This window comes from Nocardiopsis sp. NPDC049922, assembly GCF_040660275.1.
GTDB lineage: Bacteria > Actinomycetota > Actinomycetes > Streptosporangiales > Streptosporangiaceae > Nocardiopsis.
The window spans coordinates 392,009-411,439 of sequence record NZ_JBFAME010000001.1 but is presented as its reverse complement, the minus strand read 5'-3'; the positions used below and the strand labels follow the sequence as shown (position 1 = coordinate 411,439).

At 67.9% G+C, this 19,431-nt stretch carries 18 protein-coding genes; 8 read left to right on the top strand and 10 right to left on the bottom strand.

Annotated elements, in window-relative coordinates:
* Positions 1–8 precede the first annotated feature (8 nt).
* The 3 genes from AB0I72_RS01950 to AB0I72_RS01940 form a co-directional block, all read right to left on the bottom strand.
* On the bottom strand, positions 9–821 hold the full coding sequence (locus AB0I72_RS01950) for a sporulation protein (protein ID WP_358561694.1): 813 nt from the start codon (positions 819–821) through the stop codon (positions 9–11).
* A gap of 160 nt (positions 822–981) precedes the next feature.
* The gene (locus AB0I72_RS01945) at positions 982–1,467 is read right to left on the bottom strand and encodes a MarR family transcriptional regulator (RefSeq protein WP_358561691.1); all 486 of its coding nucleotides are present in this window, start codon (positions 1,465–1,467) and stop codon (positions 982–984) included.
* A gap of 159 nt (positions 1,468–1,626) precedes the next feature.
* Positions 1,627–2,556, bottom strand: a complete 930-nt coding sequence (locus AB0I72_RS01940) for a LysR family transcriptional regulator (RefSeq protein WP_358561688.1) — start codon at positions 2,554–2,556, stop codon at positions 1,627–1,629.
* A gap of 114 nt (positions 2,557–2,670) precedes the next feature.
* Between AB0I72_RS01940 and AB0I72_RS01935 the strand changes: the two genes are divergently transcribed.
* The gene (locus AB0I72_RS01935; protein WP_358562797.1) at positions 2,671–3,198 is read left to right on the top strand and encodes a DapH/DapD/GlmU-related protein; all 528 of its coding nucleotides are present in this window, start codon (positions 2,671–2,673) and stop codon (positions 3,196–3,198) included.
* A gap of 176 nt (positions 3,199–3,374) precedes the next feature.
* On the opposite strand, the gene AB0I72_RS01930 is transcribed toward AB0I72_RS01935, so the two are convergent.
* Complete coding sequence (locus AB0I72_RS01930) at positions 3,375–3,899, bottom strand: DUF6069 family protein (protein ID WP_358561685.1); 525 nt, start codon at positions 3,897–3,899, stop codon at positions 3,375–3,377.
* A gap of 90 nt (positions 3,900–3,989) precedes the next feature.
* Between AB0I72_RS01930 and alr the strand changes: the two genes are divergently transcribed.
* The 6 genes from alr (at position 3,990) to AB0I72_RS01900 (ending at position 9,671) form a co-directional block, all read left to right on the top strand.
* Complete coding sequence (alr, locus tag AB0I72_RS01925) at positions 3,990–5,117, top strand: alanine racemase (protein ID WP_358561682.1); 1,128 nt, start codon at positions 3,990–3,992, stop codon at positions 5,115–5,117.
* A gap of 129 nt (positions 5,118–5,246) precedes the next feature.
* Entirely contained in the window at positions 5,247–5,759 is a 513-nt protein-coding gene (tsaE, locus tag AB0I72_RS01920) for a tRNA (adenosine(37)-N6)-threonylcarbamoyltransferase complex ATPase subunit type 1 TsaE (protein ID WP_358561680.1), read from the top strand.
* Positions 5,760–5,771: 12 nt separating this feature from the next.
* Positions 5,772–6,449: a tRNA (adenosine(37)-N6)-threonylcarbamoyltransferase complex dimerization subunit type 1 TsaB gene (gene tsaB, locus AB0I72_RS01915; RefSeq protein WP_358561677.1), complete on the top strand. Its 678-nt coding sequence runs from the start codon at positions 5,772–5,774 to the stop codon at positions 6,447–6,449.
* Positions 6,450–6,469: 20 nt separating this feature from the next.
* Positions 6,470–6,922 (top strand): ribosomal protein S18-alanine N-acetyltransferase, encoded by a 453-nt coding sequence (rimI, locus tag AB0I72_RS01910; RefSeq protein WP_358562795.1) that lies wholly within the window; start codon positions 6,470–6,472, stop codon positions 6,920–6,922.
* On the top strand, positions 6,919–7,953 hold the full coding sequence (gene tsaD / locus AB0I72_RS01905; RefSeq protein ID WP_358561674.1) for a tRNA (adenosine(37)-N6)-threonylcarbamoyltransferase complex transferase subunit TsaD: 1,035 nt from the start codon (positions 6,919–6,921) through the stop codon (positions 7,951–7,953). The genes rimI and tsaD overlap by 4 nt, the downstream gene beginning before the upstream one ends.
* A gap of 695 nt (positions 7,954–8,648) precedes the next feature.
* The gene (locus AB0I72_RS01900; RefSeq protein ID WP_358561671.1) at positions 8,649–9,671 is read left to right on the top strand and encodes a hypothetical protein; all 1,023 of its coding nucleotides are present in this window, start codon (positions 8,649–8,651) and stop codon (positions 9,669–9,671) included.
* 241 nt (positions 9,672–9,912) lie between these two features.
* Here the strand turns inward: AB0I72_RS01900 and AB0I72_RS01895 are convergent, their stop codons facing one another.
* Complete coding sequence (locus tag AB0I72_RS01895; RefSeq protein ID WP_358561668.1) at positions 9,913–10,095, bottom strand: DUF397 domain-containing protein; 183 nt, start codon at positions 10,093–10,095, stop codon at positions 9,913–9,915.
* Entirely contained in the window at positions 10,088–10,897 is an 810-nt protein-coding gene (locus AB0I72_RS01890) for a helix-turn-helix transcriptional regulator (protein ID WP_358561665.1), read from the bottom strand. Before AB0I72_RS01890 ends, AB0I72_RS01895 begins: the two co-directional genes overlap by 8 nt.
* A 188-nt stretch (positions 10,898–11,085) precedes the next feature.
* On the opposite strand from AB0I72_RS01890, the gene AB0I72_RS01885 reads away from it, so the two are divergent.
* Positions 11,086–11,640 carry an ATP-binding protein gene (locus AB0I72_RS01885; RefSeq protein WP_358561662.1) on the top strand — a complete coding sequence of 185 codons (555 nt, stop codon included), beginning with the start codon at positions 11,086–11,088 and terminating at the stop codon, positions 11,638–11,640.
* Between the two features lie 38 nt (positions 11,641–11,678).
* On the opposite strand, the gene AB0I72_RS01880 is transcribed toward AB0I72_RS01885, so the two are convergent.
* The 4 genes from AB0I72_RS01880 to AB0I72_RS01865 form a co-directional block, all read right to left on the bottom strand.
* Complete coding sequence (locus AB0I72_RS01880; RefSeq protein WP_358561659.1) at positions 11,679–12,245, bottom strand: hypothetical protein; 567 nt, start codon at positions 12,243–12,245, stop codon at positions 11,679–11,681.
* A gap of 107 nt (positions 12,246–12,352) precedes the next feature.
* The gene (locus AB0I72_RS01875; RefSeq protein ID WP_358561656.1) at positions 12,353–14,941 is read right to left on the bottom strand and encodes a hypothetical protein; all 2,589 of its coding nucleotides are present in this window, start codon (positions 14,939–14,941) and stop codon (positions 12,353–12,355) included.
* 811 nt (positions 14,942–15,752) lie between these two features.
* On the bottom strand, positions 15,753–17,696 hold the full coding sequence (locus AB0I72_RS01870) for a hypothetical protein (RefSeq protein ID WP_358561653.1): 1,944 nt from the start codon (positions 17,694–17,696) through the stop codon (positions 15,753–15,755).
* A 369-nt stretch (positions 17,697–18,065) separates the two neighbouring features.
* The gene (locus AB0I72_RS01865) at positions 18,066–19,313 is read right to left on the bottom strand and encodes an SAM-dependent methyltransferase (protein ID WP_358561650.1); all 1,248 of its coding nucleotides are present in this window, start codon (positions 19,311–19,313) and stop codon (positions 18,066–18,068) included.
* Positions 19,314–19,431: the final 118 nt, after the last annotated feature.

Here is a 19,431-nt window from a genome sequence, read left to right as displayed (position 1 = left end):
GGGTCTGCTCAGAACAGGCCGCGCTCACCGGCGATCGCGTGGATCCACCCGTGGAGCGTTCCGGCGATCTCCTCGGGGTCGGTGGCGTCGTGGTCGACGTTCAGGCGCAGGAGGGTGTCGCCGCCCTCCCCGAACAGGATGCCGGGCTTCTTGTCCAGCTCCAGCACCACGTCCACGCCCTCCTCGTCGGTGAGGAAGGTCAGCTCCAGAGACTCCAGGCCCTCGTACTGCCCGGCTCCGGTGTACTCGAACTCCTGGTAGAAGGGCAGCTTCTGGCGGGATCCGGCGATCTCGCCCTTCTCCAGGTCGACGCCCTTCAGCTCGAAGCCCAGCGCGTGCAGCGCCTGGAGGACCGCGGCCTGGGCGGGAAGGGGCTCGATGAGCAGCGGGTCCACGTCCGTGCGGTCCAGGGCGTTGTCCACGTGCAGTCGGGTGTTGACGCCCACGCCCTCCAGGATGTGCTCGCCCCCCAGCGCGGTGACGGGCGCCTCCATGGGGATGGGCAACTCGAAGGAGAACTCGATCTCCTGCTCCGGCTCCAGCTCGAACACCGCGTCGCTGACGACGTGCTCGGCGACGACCTGGTCGATGGTGTACTCGCCCGAGTGCACCTCGCCCTCGGAGTCCTCGTACTCGTACTCCTTCTCGACGGTGGCGCGCAGACCGACGCTGATGCCCTCGACGGTCTGGGCGACGCCGCCGCCGGTGACCTTGAGGGTGCCGGTGACGGTGCCGCCCGGAGTCACGGACTCGGTGTCGAGGGTGGTCTCGACGGTGGCACCGCCGATGCCGACACTGGCGAGCATGCGCTTGAAGATCACGGCCGTCTCTTTCCTGGGGCCCGCTGCCCGGGGCGCCGGGATGGGGGCAGGGGCCGATCCACGGGTGGATGGGGGTTCCGGCGCTGTCGGTTCTAGGACGCGGCGGCGCCGGTGGGGGTTTCCATCGGGGCCGCGTGGGTTCGGCTCGGGGGCGCGGTGGTCAGGCGCGGTCCGGCGCGTCGGAGAGGTGGGCGTTGATCCGGCCGAGCAGGGCGAACAGGTGCGCGCGCTCGTCGCGGCTGAGCGGGGCCATGACGTGCTCGTTCACGTCGTCGAGGATGCGGTCGAGCTCGGCGAGGCGGCGCTCGCCGTCGTCGGTGATGGTGATGACGTTGCGGCGCCTGTCGTCCGGGTCGGGGGCGCGGCGGACCCACCCGCCGTTCGCGAGGTCGTTGAGGACCGCGACGAGGTCGCTCTTGTAGACGCGGGTGCGGCCGGACAGGGTCGCCTGGCTGGCGGGACCGAACTCGGCGAGGGCGGCGAGCACCACGAAGTGGTCCTTGTGGGCGCCCACCGCGCGGAGCGCTTCGCCCGCGACGCGACGCGTCTGGGCGGCGGTCATCCCGGCGAGGCGCGAGAGCTGGCGCCTGAGCCGCTCGGGGGTCTCCTCGCCGTGGTCGAATCGCAGTTCGTCGCTGGTCTCCATGCGGACAGCCTATCCCTCTTGTGTTAGTTGAACTAACGATATAGGTTCGTTGGCGAATCAAACGTTAGTGAATCTAACTATTTGTGGGAGGCCGTCATGACCAGCGCCGAAGCCCTCGACCGGGCCCTCTAGGACATGTCCGTCACATCAGTCGTCCGCTCAGCGGTCCACCCAGTCCGGGGTCCACACGTCATCCGGGGTTCGCGGCCCTGAGGTGCGCAGATGTTCGCGTAGCGCGGTCAGCACAGGGTGCTGGTCTCCGCTGCGGGACAGCAGCACGTGCGGGTAGACCGGGGTCGGATCATGCAACGGGATGCGCCGCAGGTCGTGGGTCTGGGGCCACAGGTACCGGTCCCCGCTGCCGACGAGGGTGGCCAGAGCGGCCGAGTCGGCCAGCGCGTCCATCAGGGCCTCGTCGCCGAAGTGGGGGCCGAGCGCGTCGATGCTCAGACCGAAGGCCTCGGACAGCGCACGGTAGAACGCCGCCCACTCCGTACCGGGCCTGATCCCGGGGATCCAGACGCGGTGGCCGGCCAGGTCCGCGGGCCTGGCCCGGGGTGCGTCCGCCAACGGGTGGGCGGGCCCGACCAGGAGCTCCAGGGGTACGTCCAGGAGTCGTTCGGCGCTGATCCCGGCCGGGACCCGTTCCGCCGACAGGGCGCGGAAGGACGCGTCGACGGTCCCTTCGAGCACCGCCCGGGCGGCCTGAGCGGCGTTCTCGTTGCTCAGCGTGACCGCGTCCAGGTGCATCTCGGGGTGGGAGCGGTAGAACCGGTAGACGGCCTGGGCCGGAGCGATGCGCCGGTTGAGGACGTCGACGCGCAAGGGCCGGCTGCCGGGGCGCACGGCCTGCTCGGCCTGTTCGAGGGCGGTGAGGACCTTCTTGGCGTGCGGCAGGAACACCTGCCCGTCCAGGCTCAGCCCGGAGCCTCGGGTGGTCCGCACCAGGAGCGTGACCTCGAGGTGTCTCTCCAGGGCCGCGATCCGTTTGGAGACCGCCTGCTGGCTGATCCCGAGCTCGTCCGCCGCGGCCTGGAACTGGCCGGTCTCGGCGACGGCCACGAACGTCCGCAGCGCTTCACCATTCACGATCTCAGCCTACTTCCACAACGATTGGTTGTGTCTGGTGGGGCGCACGGTTGTTTGACCGCGCGTTCTGCGGGGTGGTGGGATCAGTGCATGTCCCCACGCACAGAGCAGGTCATGTATGTCCAGACGCCCGAGTTCGCGCGCCATGCGGAGCGCATCGTGGAGGTGACCGACACGACGTCTCGGCTGAACGTGCTGCCGTTCAGCGACAGCGAAGGTCGTGCTGAACTACTTTCTGTTGTGTTCGGTGGCCCGCTCCCGGAGTCGGTGACGATCTACCCGCCGTTCTTCACCGAGTACGGGCTGAACACGACGTTCGGGGAGAACGTCTTCGTCAACCAGGGATGCACGTTCATGGACAGGGGCGGGATCCGCATCGGCGACGGTGCCATGATCGCGCCGAGGGTCAGCCTCATCACCGGGGGGCACCCGCTGCCCCTCGCCGAGCGCCGCGAGTACCTCTCCTTCGCCCCGATCGTTGTCGAAGACGACGTCTGGATCGGAGCGGCTGCCGTGATCACGCAGGGAGTGACCATCGGCGCCGGCGCCGTGGTCGCCGCGGGCGCGGTGGTCACTCGTGACGTTCCCGCCCGCACCCTGGTCGGGGGAGTTCCCGCCCGGGTGATCCGGACGATCGACTGAGCCCGGCCGGGCCACCGGCCCTGGGTGAGCAACACCTGCGGTCCGATCCCGATGCCTCGTCACGCCCGGCTGACCGACCAGCAGCGGGACCGCGTCGACCCCCGCACGACGAAGGGGCGGGACCCTCGGTCCCGCCCCTCATGGCTGGTCTTCGGTTCGCCGGTGCCGCCTGCCGGTCATGGCCTCCGCCGGTCCCGGCGGTAGTCGGACCCGTCCACGTCCGGGAGGATCCCCTCCTGCCGTAGCACCGGGGGCGGCCTGTTCCTCGACCTGGCGGCGGCCGTCCCCGCGACGCCGCCCAGCAGCGTCGCGATCGCCACCCCGGCGACGAGGTTGACGACCGCCGTGGCGATCTGACTGGCCAGTTCGGCTCCCTGGGTGAACGGCGTGACCGCGGCGACCGCCGTCATCAGTCCCATCATCCACCCGAAGAACGCGCGCGGTCGTGGCGCGGTCAGCAGCAGCACGTGCAGCAGGCCCGTGGCCAGCAGCGCCGCCGCGGCCGCCACCGACGCGTAGGCCACGATCCCCGTGCCACCCAGGTATCCGGCCTCCTCCGGGGCGAGCACGGGAATCCCCAGAACCCCCCGGATGATCAGAGTGCCGACCAGGACGACCAGTGTCGCGACCACGGCGGTGGCCAGTCCCCCGGACCACAGCCGTACCGCGTCGACCGGACGCTCACTTCCGAACTCGCTCACGCCGATCCCCCCAGAAACGGCCCCGAACTCGGTCGAAACCCACATACCCGCAGCTCCCGAGCGGTAACCCACACGTGGAAGACTGGGAACATGGCTCACTTCGCGCACGCCCGCGTCGACCTGGACGCGATCGCCGACAACGTCCGGCTCCTCCGCGAGCACGCGGGCGGCACGCCCCTCATGGGGGTCGTGAAGGCCGACGGCTACGGCCACGGCATGCTTCCGGCGGCCCGCGCCGTCCTCGCGGGCGGCGCCACGTGGCTCGGCACGGCCTTCATCCACGAGGCCCTCGCCCTGCGCGCGGCCGGGATCACCGTGCCCGTGCTCGCCTGGATCATCCCCCCGGGCGAACCCGTCGGCGAGGCCGTCGCGGCCGGGATCGACCTCGGCGTCAGCGACCGCGCGGTCCTCGACACCGTGATCGCGACCGCGCGCGAACTCGGCAGCCCCGCCCGCGTCCAGTTGAAGATCGACACCGGGCTCAACCGCGGCGGCGTCGGCGCCGCCGAGTGGCCCTCCCTCGTGGAGGCCGCGGCCCGCGCCGAGGACGCCGGTCACCTGCGGGTCAGCGGCGTGTGGTCGCACTTCGCCTGCGCGGACGAGCCCGGCCACCCGTCCATCCCGCTCCAGCTCTCGAACTTCCACGAGGCACTGGAGGTGGCCGACAAGATCGGCCTCACCCCCGAGGTGCGCCACATCGCCAACTCGGCGGCCCTGCTCACCCTCCCCGAGGCTCGCTTCGACCTCGTGCGCGGCGGCATCGCCACTTACGGCCTGGTCCCCATCCCCGATTACGACGTGCCCGGATTGCGCCCCGCGATGACCCTCCGGTCGCGCGTCGCCCTCACCAAGCGCGTCGGCCCCGGCAACGGCGTCTCCTACGGCCACCGCTACGTCACCGATCGCGACACCACCTTGGCACTGGTGCCCCTCGGGTATGCGGACGGTGTCCCGCGTCACGCCACCAACAAGGGCCCCGTGCTGCTCGGAGGACGTACCCACGTCATCTCGGGAACAGTCTGCATGGACCAGTTCGTTGTGGATGTAGGCGATGAGCCGGTGGACGCGGGGGAGTACGCGGTACTGTTCGGCGATCCGACCGAACACCCCGCGACCCCGACCGCCGGGGACTGGGCCGAGGTCCTGGACACCATCCCGTACGAGATCGTCACGCGGGTGGGCGCGCGGGTGCCTCGTGAGTACGTCGGCGGCGCCTGAGCCGGACGCCGACGCGTACCAGCCGCCTTCTCCGTCCGTCTAGCCTGGGCGGGGAGGTCACCTCCGGCGCGCCAGGAGCCGTGTGCCCGGTCGCCACCCGACCCACTACCGACACAAGCTGCGAGTCAGATGACAGACGTAACAGCCACCGCCACCGGCGCGTCCACCGTCCACGCGGTCACCGCCGCCACCGACGGAGCCATGCGTGCCCTGGGGCGTGACGTGGCCGCCCTCACCCGCCCCGGCGACCTCCTCATCCTGTCCGGTCCCCTCGGCGCGGGCAAGACCACGTTCACCCAGGGCCTGGGCGAGGGCCTGCGCGTGCGCGGGTCGGTCACGTCGCCGACCTTCATCATCTCCCGGATCCACCCGTCCCTCGTGGGCGGTCCCGCCCTCGTGCACGTGGACGCCTACCGTCTCGGCGGGCCGGACGAGATCGACGACATCGACCTCGACATGACCCTGCCCGAGTCCGTCACCGTCGTCGAGTGGGGTGAGGGCGTCGCCGAGGGCCTGAGCGACGACCGGATGGAGATCCGGTTCGAACGCCACCCCGACGACTCCCGGACCGTCCACCTGCGCCCCGTCGGGGACCGGTGGGCCGACGTCGATCTGCCCGGCATCGCCGCCGGGCGCGGATGAGGACGGTCGCCCGTGCTGCTCCTGGCCTTCGACACCGCCACCCCGGCGGTCACCGCCGCCATCGGTGAGACCTCCGCCGACGGCGCCTTCACGCTGCGCGCGAGCGCGTCCTCCGTGGACGCGCGCCGCCACGGCGAACTGCTCAGCCCGACCGTCCGCCGCCTCACGGAGGAGGCGGGCGTCGCGCTCGGCGACCTCGACGGCGTCGCCGTCGGCATCGGCCCCGGTCCCTACACCGGTCTGCGCGTCGGTCTGGCGACCGGCCACGCCCTGGCCGACGCCCTGGACGTCCCCTGCCACGGCGTCACCACGCTGGACGCGCTCGCGTTCGCCACCCGGCGCACGGAGCCCTTCGTCGCGATGACGGACGCCCGCCGCAAGGAGGTGTTCTGGGCCCGCTACGACGACCGCCTCACGCGCGTGGGCGAGGTCCGCGTCGACCGCCCCGCCGAGATCGACACCGAGGGCCTGCCGCTGGTCGGGCACGGCGCCCACATGTACGCCGAGGTGTTCGGCGGCACCGCCGCCGCCCCGGACCCGCTGTACCCGGACGCCGCCGCCATGGTCGAGCTGGCGCTGCTCCGCCTCCACCGGGGCGAGGAGCTGCCCGAACCCAACCCGCTCTACCTGCGCCGCCCCGACGCCGTGGTGCCCAGCGCACCGAAGAAGGTCCGGCAGTGGGTGAAGTGACCGAGGCGCGCCTGCGTCCCATGTCCGCGGACGACCTGTCCGCGGTCATGGACCTGGAGCGCGCGCTGTTCCCCGAGGACGCGTGGACCGAGGGGATGTTCCGCGACGAACTGTCCCAGCCGACGCGGTACTACGTCGTCGCCGAGTCCGACGACCGGGTCGTCGGCTACGCGGGCCTGCGCTCCGTCCCGCCGGAGGGCGACGTCCAGACCATGGCCGTGGCCCGACCGGCCTGGGGACGCGGGATCGGCCGGGCCCTGCTCACCGAGCTGCTCGACCGGGCCGAGCGCGAGGGCGTCGTCCACGTCTTCCTGGAGGTGCGCGACGACAACCCGCGCGCCCAGAAGCTGTACACCGACTTCGGCTTCACACAGATCGGTGTGCGGCGCGGCTACTACAACGGGGCCGACGCGATCGTCATGCGGCGTACGGCCCAGCCCGGACAGGGGTCCGGCGGGGAGGGGAACCCATGAGCGACCATCCGTTGATCCTGGGGATCGAGACGTCGTGCGACGAGACCGGCGTCGGTCTCGTGCGCGGCTGCGAACTGCTGGGCGACGAGGTGGCCTCCAGCGTCGACCAGCACGCGCGCTTCGGCGGCGTCGTGCCCGAGGTGGCCAGCCGCGCGCACCTGGAGGCCATGACCCCGACCGTCCAGCGGGCCCTGGACTCCGCGGGCGTGAAGCTGTCGGACGTGGACGCGATCGCGGTCACCGCCGGTCCCGGTCTGGCGGGCGCCCTGCTCGTGGGCGTCTCCGCCGCCAAGGCCTACGCGATGGCGCTGGACAAGCCGCTGTACGGCGTCAACCACCTGGTCGGGCACGTGGCGGTCGACCAGCTGGAGCACGGCCCGCTGCCCAAGCCCGCCGTCGCGCTGCTGGTGTCGGGCGGCCACACGTCGCTGCTGCTCGTCAACGACCTCGCCACCGACGTGGTCTCGCTCGGTGACACCGTGGACGACGCCGCCGGTGAGGCCTACGACAAGGTCGCGCGACTGCTGGACCTGCCCTACCCGGGCGGGCCGCCGATCGACAGGGCCGCCCGGACCGGCAACCCGCGGGGCATCCGCTTCCCGCGCGGCAAGTGGGGCGACGGCACCTACGACTTCTCGTTCTCCGGGCTGAAGACCGCCGTGGCGCGGCACGTGGAGGACGCCGAGCGGGCCGGCCAGCCGCTGGTCGTCGCCGACATCGCCGCCGCCTTCCAGGAGGCGGTGGTGGACGTGCTGACCCGCAAGGCCGTGGACGCGTGCGTGGAGCACGGTGTGAGCACCCTCGTCATCAGTGGAGGCGTGGCGGCCAACTCGGCGCTGCGCGCCCTGGCGGAGGAGCGCTGCCGGGAGGCCGGGATCGAGTTGCGTGTCCCGCGCCCGCGTCTGTGCACCGACAACGGCGCGATGATCGCCGCTCTCGGCGCCGAGGTGGTCGCCGCCGGGCTGCCCCCGTCCACACTGGAGCTGGGCACGGACACCTCCCTGCCGGTGGGGTCCCCGCTGGCCGTGTGAGCGGATGCCGGGAGGCCCTCGCCGACGCCCCGACGATACGTGACGCGTCCCGCCGACGCCCCCACCGGACGACCGTTCCGGTGGGGGCGTCGGCGCGTGGTGGCCGTGCGGGCTCGTTCCCCTGACACGAAGAGGTCGAGCGCCAGACCCTTCGACCCCGAGACGCGGTCGTCGAGGACGAGGTGGCGCCGGTTCTGGCGGACCACCCGCAGGTGCGGCTGCGCTGGATCGACGTCGAGTCGTTCACCGCCGACGCCTCGGACCTGGTCATCGCCGAGTTCGGCGACCCGCGCGTCCTCGTGACGGGCGGAACGAGCGGATACGGACGCGCGCGAACGGTTCGGCGGCCCGGTGTCCAGGCCGCCGTCCGCGCGCCAAGGTCCGTACGCACATGTGCGTCGTGCCGTCCGTATGTTGTACGCCTGATATGTGGCTATAAGTATTTATAGTGGTGAAATGTGGTTTTGCTGAGTTGACCTTGGTCCCTAAGCCTGCACTTCGGAAGAACGCGACCCTTCGGCTCGGTGGGCGCGTCGCGGGCGCTTCCGGAAAGTAAGGAGTTAATCTGCCGTTGACCGCCTCGAAGGCCCCAGGAGTCCGCGCGTGTGTGCTTTTCGGAGGATCGATTTCCATTGTTTTCCGGACATGGCGCCCTGTGGGGTGGAGGCGTTATCGGGTCGATGATGCGGAGGGACATGAGACGGGAACAACGGAGACGCGGGGCGTTCGCCACGAGAGCGGCGGCGCTCACCTTGTCCGCGGTCGTGGCCCTGGGCGGCCAGGTGTTCATGGGCCCGGCGGCGTACGCGCAGGACCCCGAGTGGACCCCCGGGTCCGGGGGAGGGCCGCCGAGGCCGGTGAGCCCCGCGACACCGCAGCACCCCGCCCACCAGACCAACATGCCGCCGCTCGCGGGGATGCCCGACCACCCGGCGATGGTGGATGTCGGGGATGCCCCGCCGAAGCAGGAGGGCGCCCCGTTTCCGGGGGCGATCGACTTCGGGGCACAGGAGCCGTTCGACTCCGCCGGTCTGATGGGCGACCTCTGCCGGAAGGGGCCCGGCAAGCCGGTCCAGGGGGCGTTCAACAACCAGACCGGGGATTTCCTGCCCAGGCACGCGTTCGTGCGCGAACACGGGAACTTCGCTCCGCGCGGGCCCTGGGAGACCCTCCGGGGACAGTGCCACTTCCCCGTGCTCGGCGCGTGGGACCACCCCGGGGTGACGCGTCGCATCACCGCCGTGCACCAGAATCTGGGCACGGGCGACGACTACTACGAGCTGACCATCACCTGGGCGACGGCGTTCGACTCGTCCACCAGCACGGGGTTCAGCTTCTCCAAGACGGTGACCGACGAACTCTTCAGCACCACGAAGAGCAAGAGCCGGGACCACTCGTGGGCCTGGGGCGTCGCCCGTGAGATCAACCGGCTCCGGGCCATGCTCATCGAGCCCTGCACCGAGGTGTGGCTGGACGCGACCCCCATCCGGCGGACCTTCCGCGTCCAACCGGTGTTCGAGGTCTTCGACCACCGGTTCGAGCGGAACGAGGAGCGGATGAGCGAGGACAACTGGCGGGTGGCGGGGCCGGGGCACCCCTTCATCTTCTCGCCCGGGTTCCACGTCGACGGCACGGCCGACCGCCTGCTGTTCGACAGCACGCCGGACCTGATCATCTCCAAGCGGCAGAGGAACCTCAACAGCAAGCTGTGCGCGTAGCGCGCGGCGCGACACGGGCCGCCCCGTCCCCTGCGGGGGCGCGGGCGGCCTCGTCATCTCCGTCAGCCCGTGGCGTCAGCCGGTGGTGAGGACGAAGAAGGCGGAGCGAGGCGCGGTGCCGGGCGGGTGGTGCGGGGGATGATCCGTGCCTTGATCGCACAGGGGTTGAAGGGGACTTCGGGCACGGAAAGACCCCCGTTCCCACGCCTCAGCGCGGACCGGGGGTCGTCGGGGTTTCGCGTTAGCGGTCGTCCTTGACCGACGAGAGGAAGCCGGTCCAGGCGCGGTTGGCGAAGGTGAGGTGGCCGAGCTCGCGGTTCTGGGTGTCGCGAACGAGGGTTTCGGCTGTGCCTTCCGCGACCTCCACGCAGTTCTGGTGCGAGCCCCCGCTGTAGGTGCTCTTGTGCCACTGGGCGTCACTCATGACGGAGTCCCTCAATCGTCTTCTCGATCAGCCGCAGCGACTGGCTCGGTGGCAGCGCTGCCGCTTGCAGCCGGTGGAACCGTATCTTGAACTCTCCCACGGCGGAGGGGTCGTCGATGAACTGGCCCTTGTAGGCCGACTCCACGTAGACGATCTCCCTCTCCGGCGGGGGATCGAGCACCGAGAAGGGTCCCACGAGCCCCGGGTTCAGGGCCTCGTCGGTGATCTGCAAGGTTATCCGCTCCCGCGACGCGAGAGCGTGGATGTGGCCCAGCTGCTCGCGCATGATCGGCCCGTCGTCGATCGGATCCAGCAGGACCGCGCGGCCGATCACCACCATCATCACCGGTGTCTCCGCCGCCTGGAAACGCTCGCCACGATCCATGCGGTCGCGCACGCGGGATTCGGTCGTGCTGGGCGGCTCCCAGGGAGTGACCGCCCGCATGACCGCGGTCGCGTAGTCGGCGGTCTGCAACAGGGAGGGCACCAGGAAGGGATGGCAGTCGAGGATGGAGGCGGCCTTCGCCTCCAGCTCCGCCATCTGACCCAGCCAGGGGATCTTGCCCTCCTTGACCAGGTCGTCCCACAGCCGCGCCAGCTCGTCGCCGGTCCCGAGCACGTCGTCGAGTGTGGCGAGGACGTCCGCCGTGGGCGAGGTCCGGCCGCGTTCGAGATTGGACACGGCGGTGCCCTTGACCCCCAGCGTCCTGCCGAGCTTCTCCTGAGTCATGCCACGGGCCTCGCGCCGCTGCTGGAGGACGCCGCCCCACCGTTCCCGGATGTCCGTGCTCACCTTCGCCATGGTTGATATTCGCATATCGGAATTGGACAAATAGGTCCTACCATGCTCTTTCCTCACGCGGTGGAGTTTTGCAAAAACTCCATTGCCCCGGGTGGACTTTTGCGAAAACTCCATGGAAGGAGGCCAAGCGCGCGGCCCGTTGGGAGCCTGTTCCCCGACGGCGAAGTCCGGGGCGAGGGGAGTAGGCGATGGGGGAATCGAGGGAGGCGCTGCCGAGGCGGATCCCGTCCGTGGTTCCGGGCGTGCGGATGGCGAGTTTCGGTTCGCTGCCGGGACAGGTGGCGACCGCGCGGCAGTGGTGCTGGCACGGCTCGGGGCTGAGCTTCGACCGGGCGTACCCGCTGCTCACGGTGGTGTCGGAGCTGCACACGAACGCTTTGACGCACACGGCGTCGGGACGGCCGTTCGGTCGGGTGCGGTTGCGGATGGAGCGGCACGGGGGCCTGTTCCAGATCGCGGTGACCGACGACGGGGCGGTGGGTGGTCGGGAGCCGACGGTGCCGGTGGTGGGCGGGGGATACGGGCTGCGCCTGGTGGAGGAGCTGTCGCGGGCCTGGGGATGGTTCGGGCGGCCGGGGGAGCCGCTCACGGTGTGGGCGGTGGTGGACCCGCGCGCGGAGGAGACGCGGGGGTCAGGGACCGCACCCCAGGCCCGCCGTCTGACCAGGCCGGGAGGGGCGGGCCTGAGAGAGCGGAACCGGGGCGCTGGAGGGGCGCCCCGGCCCAACGTCTTGTGGTTGTGATTCACCGACCGCCTTCGAAGTGCCATCCCTTAGGAGCGCTACTCGGATTTGCAGTTCACATATTCTTCAATGCTGGATTCATACTCCTCGCGAGTATCATATTGCCCTTCGTTTGCATCCAAATAGTTCTCGGAAAATTCATATCCGCTCATTTCTTCTCCGCACCAATCAACTTGATTTGCGATCACCGAATCCCGGACTGCCTGGCGCACCTGGCTGTCTGTGATGCTGGAGTGTTCACCGGTGCCCCATCTACTGGAATCGGTTTCGACCTCGTATTCACCTCCCTCTTCTGAAATCACACCGGAATCTAGAAGGATTTGATATCCATCAAATTGCCCTTCTCGGGTCTCGTTGAATTCTTCATAGAATCCTCTAATGTTTTCAACCACCGCACCACTCTGATCGTGTTCAAGCATGCTTTGGAGGATGTGAACATCCAAGGTGGTGCTCACCCACGTGTTTGTGACAGGTTCGACTGGACTTGAACTCTCAGAAGGTTCATTTTGTTCGTTGTTTTCATGTGGGGCTTGGCAAGATGTTGTCCAAAGCGCAGCAAGTCCCAGAAAGACTGCGACACCTTTTGGCGGAGTCTTCTTTGTCATCGTAACCATCCTGGTTCTAACTTCGTGCAAGATTTTGTGTCGGATGTCCTGGCCGTCAACGCGAATGCTCTTTTTCAGCGTTCTATCCGAACCAAGGAGAGTCGGGGCTACGATGGTTTATCTGCGGCCCGTACGCCTTCGTAGAGACTGTCAATGTTCCCACTGTCATACCTTAGCTGAGGCTCCAGGTCATCGTAGATGTCGTTGAATTCCCCAGAGAATTCATCGGAAAATTCAGTTCCCGAGAATCCGCCCGGCGCCCAGTCGACTTCACTTACTTTAAGGTATTCATCTATGGCTTCTCTGATTTCGGCCGTTGTTGGAATATTTTCTTCATCCGCGCTGGGCTGCCCTCCAATGTCGAAGTAGAACCCAGTTCCGCGCTGGTCAATTAGTCCAGCGCGTTCCAAGACATTTCGCGGACTGGCTCCATTTACCGAACGATCGTCCTCGATATCTGGGAATTCGCCACCCTCTCGTTCCATGATCTCCTCGAGGAGGCGCATGCTCGTATAGAGCTTGATCTCGGTTTTCGTTGTCTCAGATGATCCATGGGTTACGATATTCCTATAGTCGTCGTATGCGCTGGCAATGATCTCGGGTGTCAAGCTCTGGGACACGCTTTGTAGCGCAAGCCCAACATTTGGAACCAAGCTCAAGGCGTTGCTTCCCGCGTTAGCAACTGCTGTAGCGATCTTTTGCTGGCGTGCCAGCTCTTCTTCAGAATCAAGGTTTCTATTGACTGCCTCATTGTGAAGTGCGGCATCAACAAGAGATTGGAGAATTCCTGCATCCGTGCCTGTCAGTGCAGCCTGGCCGTCTCGCAAAAAGAGTTCAGTCTGGGCCGCCAAATAACCATCTGTTGCGATGTGAGCACGAGTGGCTGTATCTTCGTTTCCCATGATGTATTCAAGATAGATAAGGCGTTCTGAGGGGGACATTTTAAGAGTGCCATTATTATCGTTCCAAGGGCTTCCTGGCCCCCTCTCCCAGTCAAAATCTGCTTCCCCTTCTTCAAAGCCCTCCTCGCTGGCGAAGCTGCTGATATAGATCTCGAAAAGATCGGTGAGACCATCAGCTAGCTCGCCATTGACTGCAGTGAAGGACGCATTCGGAACCTTCGTTCCGTCTTCAAGCTCGATGTCGATGCCGGTGTCTGAAAGGGTGTCGTGCGCCTCCTTTGAAGTGAGCGCCTCCATGAGTCCATCCATGGCCTCAGCCGCCTTGAGTTGCTCAGCTTCATCGTCGCTCCACGCTGTATCCTCAATCCATGAGATTAGACTCCGGGCTGCTGAGCCATCATCGTCATCGCTCCATTCATGGGAGAAGAGCGCTGCGATGAGGGCTCCCTCATCAGTGTGGATGCCTCCATAGGAGAACTCAATCGGGTGTCGATATTCTTCTCCGTCTGGATACTCTCCAGTGAGGATTGTGTAGTTGGCATCCGTGTTCTGCGTGGCGATCTCCAGCATCGTGCGCAGGGTTTCTTCGTCGGTTCCCCCGGTGCCCCAACTCTCGACAGCGCCCGCGACGGTGCCGATCATGATGGCTGACAGTTCCGTGCCGCCCTGGATCGGATGACCGGTTTCTTCTTGGGTCATTTGATTGGCACCTTCGAAGAGCTCTGTGAGCGCTTCGAAGTCCCCGGCCCAGTCACCCGAGTACCCGCCGGGCGACGCCATAGGACTGTGGACTTTCGGTCCCTCGGCCGCGATTTGGACTTCTCTAGGCAAGTTGTCATAGCTGCCGCCCATTCGTTCATCGGAGGCGGCCAGAAGAGAACTACCGATGATGGCTTCCAACTGTTCCCGCTGTTCTTCTGACAGGTGTTTACTGTCTCGGATAGCCTCGATTGAGTTGAAAAACTCCCCTTGCTCTATCTGGCCACCCCAACCATTCGAATGGCCCCAGCCGCTTGACTCCACAGCATCCGCGTCATCCAGGTGATCGTTTAGGCCATTCAGAATTTCTAGCTCACGTGCGGTGAGTTGGCCCCCGTTTTCCTGCTTACGTGCGATGTAGGCCATGAAGACGTTCATCAGCGCCAGGCTCTCATCGAGTTGCTCCAGAGCTGATTCATCACCTTCCGCAGCAAGCTGGATGGTTCTGCCAATATCAGAGCCGTCCATGCCAGGGGTGACAGCGAAATACTGCTCATCCCCCGTGATGACGTACATGAGTCCGCCAGGGACACTGCCGATGTGCCCCGCTTCTGTGAGGGTCCGGATGTGCTCGGGAGTGGGGCCGTCCGCGAGCATGTCGGACACCTCGGCTGCCTTGCCCTCCAGTGTTCCCCATGCGTCGTCGGCGTACCCCTGATACTCATCGACCAAGTCCTCCTTATCGGCCGTAGTCTCCGCTGCCGATACTTTGGACGCAAGTTCCCCCTCGAGTTCCTCGATCCTGTTGTTGTAGGCCTGAACTGCAACGGAGTACCTTTTAATCACGCCCACTGCATGGATGCAGGCCGCCAGAGCACTACCCCAGGCGTCTTCGTTCTCCTCCGCCGTGCTTCTGATGTTTTCTGATATCAGCTCGGAGAACTCTGTCGCGGTCGTATTGGCTACGGCGTTGTAGCTGGCTGAACGGCCACAGATGTTCGAGTACATCTCGTTGAACCTGTCGATTTGGTTCTGAAGCACCGACACGCTGACATCGCACTCCTTGGGCGAGATCTGGTAGCTGCCATCGGTCATGAGCATGTCCTTCTACGGTGGGAATAGGGGGAGAGGAGCTAAAGCTGATGCTCGTTGATCGCGCGCGTGAGGATCGGCGCACTCGACGTCGCACGATATTCTCCAGAGGCCTCAGCGTCGGTTCGCGCGCCTTCTGACGCTCCTGCCTGAATGTTGGTGGCGAGGGTGCGAGCGTGCTCCTGGACATCCTGCATGTGTATTTCTTGCGTGGATCCGAAGGAGTCCCACTCCGTCACCCCTGGCGAAAGGCGCATGACCGCCGAGGCAGCTGAGACGGCGTCAGCCCAGTCCTCTGCGAGGTCACGGAGCCGGGATGCCGCGGTGAGGGATGCGTCCCCGCCCGCATAAGCCAGGGAGGGGTTCATACCTACTGCCATGATCTCTCCTGTGTCCTTCTCTGCCAACAGCCATGGGATGCCAGCAAGCTTGGGCGTCGTCGACGCTGCGAAGGGCTGCTGGGTTCACGCACACCGGAAGGGAAACGGTGTGCGATGTGCTGAATGCCGGATGTCGGCGACACTATAGCTGTCTGTAGGCGAGGTGAGACGACCTCTAAGCCAGGAGAAGCGGGACGGCTCTGGCCAGATCTGGACATCGCTCATCACGCTTCATCGTGGATGAAGTCGTGCAAGGTGCCACTGGTTCACGCAATCAGACGTTGGATACGTTGTCTGACCTGTTGAGAGTTGGGATTTGCTGCTCTATGAGCTAGGTCAACCGCTCAGGGTTCAGCATGCACAGACGCCGGAGGGCGTCGGACCGTCCCTGGTCCGACGCCCTCCCGTGCGTCTGGGGCCCTGACCCCGGTGCCCTACTCGTCGTCCTCGTCGTCGTCGCGGCGGCGCTTCTTCTTGCCGTCGCGGCCCGGGCGCAGCAGCGCCTCGGCCAGGGCGAGCACCGTCTCCTCCAGGGAGGCGAGGCGCTTGGTCATGTCGTCGTGCGAGTTCTCGACCGCCTCGGTGACGGTCTCCTCGAACTCGTGCCGGTCCGGGCGCTGCTTCAGCTCCCGCAGGACCGGTTCGACGGCGGAGGTGACGTGCGCGTCGATCTCGTCGAGCTTGCTCGTGTGGTCCAGCTGCGGCCGGTCGACGAGCTCGGTCAGGCGGCGGTGCAGCTCGCTGACCTCCATCGACTGCGGCAGCTGGTTGAGCCGCTGGTTGAGCGCCTCCAGCCGGTCGTCGATGGCCTCCATCCGGCCGTCGACACCCTCGAAGTGCCCGCTCACGCCTTCGAACTGGCCCTCGACGCCGTTCATCCGGCCGTTCAGGCCGTCGATCCGTCCGTCGATGCCGTCGATCTTGCCCTCGATGCCCTCGAAGCTCCCCTCGAAGTGCCCCTCGAAGGTGTCGAACCGGTCGGTGAGGCGGCCGAGCTCGTGGTCGACCTTGCCGGTGATCTGCGACAGGTGGTTGTCCACCTTGCCCGTGAGGATCTCGTGCTGGCGCTCCAGCCGCTCGTCGAGCGCGGTGCGGTGCTCGCGGGTCTGTTCGGTGAGCGTTTCGGCGAGGGTCTGGTGGCGCTCGGCGGTCTCGGCGGCCGCCCGGGTGGTCGACTCCTCGACGAACGTCCGCAGCTCGGCCAGGTCGGCGGCGACCTTCTCGGCGTCCTCGGCGACCTGGGCCCTGAGGGCGTCCGTGCGCTCGTGGACGGACTCGCGCAGTTGCTCGGCGGCGGCCTCGTCCCGCTCGCGGTCCTCGGTGCGGCCGAGGTCGATCTGCTCGCTGAGCTCGGTCAGGCGCTGGCGCAGGTGCGCACGGAGGTCGGTGAGGGAGGACTCGTGGTTCTCCCGCAGCTTGGCGACCGCCCCGGTCACGTCCGCGACGGCGGCGTTGGCCTCGGCGTGGTTCTCCTCGGCCTGCGTGCTCAGGTAGCCGACGCTCTCGGAGAACTTGGCGGTCAGCGCGTCGTGCCGCTCCTGGGCGGCGGTCGCGAGGGCGCTCAGGTCGTCGGCGAGGGCGGAGGTGCGCTCGCCCAGCTCGCCGGTGTTCTCCTGGAGCTTCGACAGCAGCGCCTCGTGCTTCTCCGCGGCCGACGAGCGCAGCTCCTCGGTGGACTCCGACACCTTGGCGGCGACGGTCTCGCCCAGGGCCTCGCGGGCTTCGGTGAGGGCCGTGGAGATCGCCTCGCGGCTGGCGGCCACGGCCTCGGACAGCTCCGTGCGGCTCTCGCCCAGCGCCGAGGAGAGGGCCTCGTGCCGCTCGGCGAGGGAGGCCTCGACGGCGTCGGTCTTCTCGGTGAGCGCGGCCAGCGCGGTGTCCAGGGCGTCCAGGCGGGCCTCGAACCTCTCGGTGAGGCCGGTGAGCTTCTCGCCGAGCTCGTCCACCTTCTCCGCCGTGCGGTTGCCCGTCTCGCCCATCCGCTGGAGGCGGGTGAGCGCGGTGTCCAGGTGTCCGGCGATGCGCTGGGTGTCGGCGCGCAGGGACGGCATGTCCGCCAGCGGCTTGACCTGCTGCCCGACCAGCTCGATGTGCTCGGCGAGGGTCTCGGCCCACTCCGGCGGGCGCTCCAGGAAGCCGTCGATCCGACCGTTGACCGCGGTGACCGACTCGGCGAGGGCGGTGAGCTCCTGATCACGCAGTTCGCGCAGCAGCCACTCCATGCCCTCCAGGCGCTGGCGCATCTCCTCGGTCACCGCGCCCTGGGACTTCTGCTCGGAGACGTGCTCCTGTGCGGCCTGGGAGAGCAGGTCACGCATCCGGTCGGAGATCCCGGCCTGACCTCCCCCGTTGAGGAAGTTGTGATTGGTCTGTTCCACCGAGGTGCTCCTTTGGGTTCTGGCGCTCCCGTCCGGGCCCGGAGGAAGGGACGGTGGTTCCGGGCGGTCGGGTTCTCGATGGTCCCCGGGGGCGATGCGCCCCGCGGCGAAACCGCCTTAACGTGACTCAAGCGTGACTGAGCGTATGCGGTCGAGGCATGCCGTCAGGGCTGCTCGAACCGCGCGCGGATCAGTCAACCAAGGCCTTCCGGGGATGTCCATGAGAAGGGAAAGCATTCAGCGGTCGTCAGTGTAACGACCCGAACCCCCGTCGCCCCAGGGATCGGCCAAAGATCCGCGTGCGGGAGGTAACGATCTGGTGCGCGCGCTGTGGCCGGAGTGCGACGCGGTGTCCGGCGAGGCCCCGGCTCAGGCGTGTGCGGGCTCCGGGATCTCCCGGCACAGGAGGCTGTACGGGCGGTCTCCGATCCTGGTCAGGACGACGGTGACCGCCTCGGAGCCCGAGGCGCGCAGGTCCCTGCGCAACTTCTCGGTGTCCACCGCGGACCCGCGTTTCTTGATCGTTACCGTTCCCGCGTCCCGCGCGCGCAGCGCGGAGCGCAGCTTCTTGAGGGAGAACGGCATGACGTCCGTGATCTCCAGGACCCGCCAGAGCGGCGAGGGTTCGGACCGCTCGGAGGTGAAGTAGGCGATCCGCTCGTCGAGCAGGGCGCCGTCCACGCGCGCGGCCGCCTCGGCGACGAGGTGGGAGCGCACCACGGCGGCGTCCGGGTCGTACAGGTAGCGCCGCGCGGGGGCGACGGGTGCGGGGCCCAGGCCCGGGACCTCGTCCAGGTGCGCGATCGCGCCCTCCGTGGCCAGCAGCCCGGGCCGCTCGTGCAGCACGGTCGCCCGGCGCCGGGGCCCGTCTGCGAGCTCGCCGAACCACAGCGCCGTCTCCTTGAGTTCGCCGTCCACCGAGATCCATTCGGCGGCGGCGTCGTCGGGCAGCACCTCGTGCGGGATGCCGGGCGCGGCCTTGAGGCAGGCGGCGGACGAGCCCCGGGCGAGGCCGGTCGCCACGTCCCACGGCGGGGAGTAGGCCGCCGGGTCGAACACCCGGCCCCGACCGCTGCGCCGCGCGGGGTCGCAGAACAGCAGCGGGTAGGCGCCGGGTGCGACCTCGGTCACGTCCCCCTCGCGCACCCGGGCCCGGTCCGCCAGATCGAGGGCGTCGATGTTGGCGCGCGCCACGGCCACGGTCAGCGGGTCGGCGTCCACGCCCTCGACCGACACCCCCCGTTCGGCCAGCGCGAGCAGGTCCGCGCCGATCCCGCAGCACAGGTCGCCCGCGGGGCGCCCGTCCGCGACGGCGGCGGTGCGGGCGGCGCGGTAGTCGGCCACCACGCGCCGGGTCGACTGCTCCAGACCGTCGGGCGTGAAGTACATCTCCTGGGCCAGGCCGCCGAACTTGGCCTTGCCGCGCTCGCGCAGATCCACCTGGGTGAGAATCGCGTTGACCAGGTCCGATACGGGAAGATCGGGGGCGAGCGCGGCCACCCGGGGGTCGTCGCGCAGGTGCGAGGCGGCGGACAGCCGGTCCGCCTTCGGGTCCACGCCCGCAAGCACCTCCTGGCCCGCGTCGGTGAGCAGAGCCGCGAAGGCGGGCACGCGCATGGGTCCTCCATCGTTCGACGGTGTGGGCGGCGCGGATCCGGGTACGCTCCCGGCGCCCCCGACGCGCCCGCTCCGGGCAGGTGGCGGCCCTGACCAGCGGTCCACGCCACATTTCCAT